This window comes from Micromonospora deserti, assembly GCF_003236335.1.
In the GTDB taxonomy this organism is placed as follows: Bacteria; Actinomycetota; Actinomycetes; order Mycobacteriales; family Micromonosporaceae; genus Micromonospora; species Micromonospora deserti.
In genome coordinates, this window is the sequence record NZ_POUB01000407.1 from 1 (window position 1) to 3,960 (window position 3,960).

At 73.5% G+C, this 3,960-nt stretch carries 4 protein-coding genes and 1 riboswitch; of the genes, 2 read left to right on the forward strand and 2 right to left on the reverse strand.

The features are described from left to right. Positions 1–16: 16 nt before the first annotated feature. A riboswitch (SAM riboswitch) is annotated at positions 17–138 on the reverse strand. Positions 139–160: 22 nt separating this feature from the next. Next, positions 161–1,651, forward strand: coding sequence for a PrsW family intramembrane metalloprotease (locus tag C1I99_RS30180; RefSeq protein WP_111137570.1), 1,491 nt, complete (start codon positions 161–163; stop codon positions 1,649–1,651). 252 nt (positions 1,652–1,903) lie between these two features. Here C1I99_RS30180 and C1I99_RS33545 read toward each other — a convergent pair whose 3' ends face one another. Next, positions 1,904–2,071, reverse strand: a complete 168-nt coding sequence (locus C1I99_RS33545; RefSeq protein ID WP_199562445.1) for a hypothetical protein — start codon at positions 2,069–2,071, stop codon at positions 1,904–1,906. 99 nt (positions 2,072–2,170) lie between these two features. After that, positions 2,171–2,509 (reverse strand): GroES family chaperonin, encoded by a 339-nt coding sequence (locus tag C1I99_RS30185; protein WP_111137571.1) that lies wholly within the window; start codon positions 2,507–2,509, stop codon positions 2,171–2,173. A 158-nt stretch (positions 2,510–2,667) separates the two neighbouring features. Here C1I99_RS30185 and C1I99_RS30190 point away from each other — a divergent pair. Continuing rightward, on the forward strand, positions 2,668–3,960 hold a 1,293-nt coding region (locus C1I99_RS30190; protein WP_199562446.1), incomplete at its 3' end, for an AI-2E family transporter.

The window sequence follows — 3,960 nt, forward strand, 5'->3', positions numbered from 1 at the left end:
GGGCACACACGGGCGGGGTCCGCGCTTGCCCGGCGCGCGGATCGGGCCGGGCCCGGTCATCACCCGGGGCACCCCACCGCGAACCTCGACGAGGGTTGCCGGCCAGCAAGCCGGGGCTTGACGCTGGCGCTCGTGACCTGCCGGCAGCATAGCGGGCCGGATGCGGCCGGACCAGCCGGCCGGGGGTGACTACGCTGATCGCATGGCCGACACCCCGCCCGGCGCACCCCTGCCACCGTCGCCGCCCGCGTCCGCCCCGCCGCCGGACGGGTCGGCTCCCCGGATGCCGCTGCGCCGGCTCGGATGGCGCCGGTTCCTGGTGCTGGCGGGTGTGGTCCTGCTGATCGCCGCCTGCGCGGTCTTCATGGTCTTCACGCTGGGCGAGAGCCTCGGTGTCGAGGCGTTGCTGATCGGCGTGGTCGCCGCGATCCTCCCGGTTCCGGTGCTGGTGGCGTGCTTTCTCTGGCTCGACCGGTACGAGCCGGAGCCGCTGAAGTACCTGATCTTCTGCTTTGCCTGGGGTGCGTTCGTCTCCACCGCCGCGTCGCTGACCGTCAACGAGTTCTCCGCCGGCCGCTTCGAGGACTGGGGGCTGCCGACGGCGCTGACCGGGGTGCTGGTGGCGCCGTTCATCGAGGAGTTGACCAAGGCGCTCGGGCCGATCCTGCTGCTGGTCTTCCGTCGCCGGGAGTGGTCCGGCATCACCGACGGGCTGGTCTACTGTGGGCTGTCCGCGATCGGCTTCGCGATGGTGGAGAACATCCTCTACCTCGGCGGGTACGGCTACGCGACGGGCGTGGAGCGGTACGGGCCGGCGACCGGCACCATGCAGGTCATCACCATCTTCATCGTGCGGATCCTGCTCTTCGGCTTCGCCCACCCGCTGTTCACCTCGATGACCGGGGTGGGGCTGGGGATCGCCGCCCGCACCGCGGACCGCCGGGTCCGGGTGCTCGCGCCGATCGCCGGCCTGCTGCTGGCGATGATGCTGCACGGCACCTGGAACCTGCTGCCCACGCTGACCCAGGCCACCGGCCAGGCGTTGATCATGCTGTACGGCTTCATCGGCGTGATGGTGCCGATCTTCTTCGGCATGGTCGGCTTGGCGGTGTGGCTGCGCGCCTGGGAGGGGCGGCTCACCGAGCGGACGCTGCCGGACTACGTCCGCGCCGGCTGGCTCACCCCGCCCGAGGTGGCGGCGCTGAGCAGCCTCGGGCGGCGGCACGCGGCGAGGGTGTGGGCCCGGCGGGTGGCCGGCGACGCCGGCGTGAAGGCGATGCGCGGGTACCAGTTCGCCGCGACCCGGCTGGCGCTGCTGCGGGACGGGGCGCTGCGCGGCCTGGACCGCCGGCCGGCGGACCGGGAACGGACCGCCCGGGAGGAACGGGAACTGCTGGAGGCGATCAGCGCGTACCGGTCGTTCTTCGTCGGCCGGGACCCGCAGACCCCGGCGGGGATCTGGGACGGGCACCGCTACCACCTGCGGTTTCCGGACGGCTCCCAGCGGCCGGTCGAGGCGCCGGACGAGCCGGTGGTGCCGGTCCCGGTGGTGCTCGCCCCGCCGCCGCCCCCGGCCTTGCCGCCCGGCTACGGCCCGCCCGGCTGGTACGGCCCCGGGCCGGCGGCACCCTGGCCCCCGGCACGCCCCTGACCGGCCTGCCCGGTTGGTACGGCCCGCGGTCGGCGGGCGCTGGGCCCGGGCGTGTCCTGGGCCGGGCATGCCCGTGAGCGGCGTTGCCCGGCTGGTTTGGCCCGCGGTCGCCGGGCGCGCTGGGCCCGGGCACGCCCGGAGCGGCCTGCCCGCCGGTGCGGCCGGCGCCGCTGGTCGTGGTCGGGCCGCTCGCGGCGTGGGCTCGCGGTGCGGCGGTCGACGGCCTGGCCGGGGTGGCGCGGAGGGGGCGGGTCAGGTCATCAGGCTGGTGAGGAAGTCACCGAAGCCCTGCGCCATCGCCATCAGGCCGGCGCCGATCGACTTGAACATCTCCGCCGCGCCCTCCGGCCGGAACGCCATGAAGTAGATCAGGAACGCGACGCTTCCCCAGACCAGCAGCTTCTTCACTAATACCGGCATCGTCCCTCCCCAGGGCCGGTGGTGCGGCTGGCTTCCCGGCGGGGAGCGGCGCAAACGGCGCCGGCGGCGGCAGTGGCGCCGTGACGTGCCCGGACGGCGTCAGAGGTAGAGGCCGGTGGAGTCGTTCTCCACCCGCTCGGCGGCCACGGCGTGCACGTCGCGTTCGCGCAGCAGCACGTACCCGCGGCCGTGCAGCTCGACCTCGGAGCGGTCGTCCGGGTCGAAGAGGACCCGGTCGCCGGAGACGATGGAGCGGACGTTCGGGCCCACCCCCACCGCGGTCGCCCAGGCCAGGCGCTTGCCCACGGCGGCGGTCGCCGGGATCACGATGCCGGCGGTGGAGCGGCGCTCACCCTCGCCTCCCTCCATCCGCACCAGCACGCGGTCGTGCAGCAGGCGGATCGGCAGGCCGGAGTCGAGATTCGTGTCGGCGGTCACGTGCCAGACGCTACCGTGTCTCCGGTCGGCCGCCGGGGAGTGGTTCCGCGCATCCGGGCCGGGGCAACCTGTGGCGGAACTGCCCTACGGTGGCATGGTCGGACGTATCCTGTCCGCCCCGACCCGGGGCGGTCCGATTCTCACGCCAGGAGGTGCGCTTGAGCCGCTTCGAGCGGATACGCGGACGGCTCCGTCGCGCGTACGAATCGGGTCGGGAGTCGGTGCGCGCCCGTCGTACGGACCGCGCCGAGGCTCCCGAGCCGGCCGGCGTGGCCACGCCGCCCTCACCCAGGCCGGTGTCGCCGCCGTCCGCGGCGGTGGTCGGCGCGGAGCCGCCCGCCGCCGTGCACACCTCCACCTCGAGCCGCGACGACGCTGACGTGCCGCATGCGCTGCGGATCGCCGCCGCCTGGTCCTGGCGCCTGATCGTGATCGGCGTCGTCGCCTGGGCACTGCTGAAGATCGTCGGGACCATCAAGATCGTTATCATCCCGCTGGCCGTCGCGTTGCTGCTCTCGGCGCTGCTCGCGCCGGCGGTCGGCTGGTTGCTGCGGGCCCGCCTGCCCCGGTCGCTGGCGACCGCGGTGGTGCTGGTCGGTGGGCTCGCGGCCGTCATCGGCACGCTGACCCTGGTGGTGAACGAGTTCATCCAGGGGGTGCCGGAGCTCAGCGAGAAGTCGTCGCAGGGTGTCCGGCAGATCCAGGACTGGCTGAAGACCGGGCCCTTGCACCTCTCCGACGGCCAGCTCGACCGTTACATCGACGAGGGTCAGCAGTGGATCAACAACAACACCGAGAGGTTCACCAGCGGCGCCCTCTCCACCGCCGCCACCCTGGCCGAGGTGCTGACCGGCACCCTGCTCGTGCTCTTCGCCACCTTCTTCTTCCTCCGTGACGGCAACCGGATCTGGCGTTTCCTGGTCCGGCTGCTGCCGGTCGCGGCGCGCTGGAAGGTCGACGACGCCGGCCGGGCCTCCTGGGCCACCCTCGTCGCGTACGTGCGGGCCACCGTGCTGGTCGCCTTCATCGACGCGGTCGGCATCGGCGTCTTCCTGGTCATCTTCGACATCCCGTTCGCCTTCCCGCTGGCCGCGCTGGTCTTCCTCGGCGCGTTCATCCCGATCGTCGGGGCCACCCTGTCCGGCGTGGTCGCGGTCCTGGTCGCGCTCGTCGACAGCGGCCCGGTGACCGCCCTGATCATCCTCGGCGCGGTGGTCGGCGTGCAGCAAGTGGAGGGGCACGTACTTCAACCGCTGATCATGGGCCGGGCGGTGGCCATCCACCCGCTCGCGGTGATCATCGGGATCGCCGCCGGGGTGGTCCTCGCCGGGATCACCGGCGCGCTGGTATCGGTGCCGTTGATCGCCGTGCTGAACACGGCCGTCCGCCGCCTCGCCGCCCGTACCGTCCCGGACACCCCACCCGACGCCGTCGTCGTCGCCTCCCAGGCC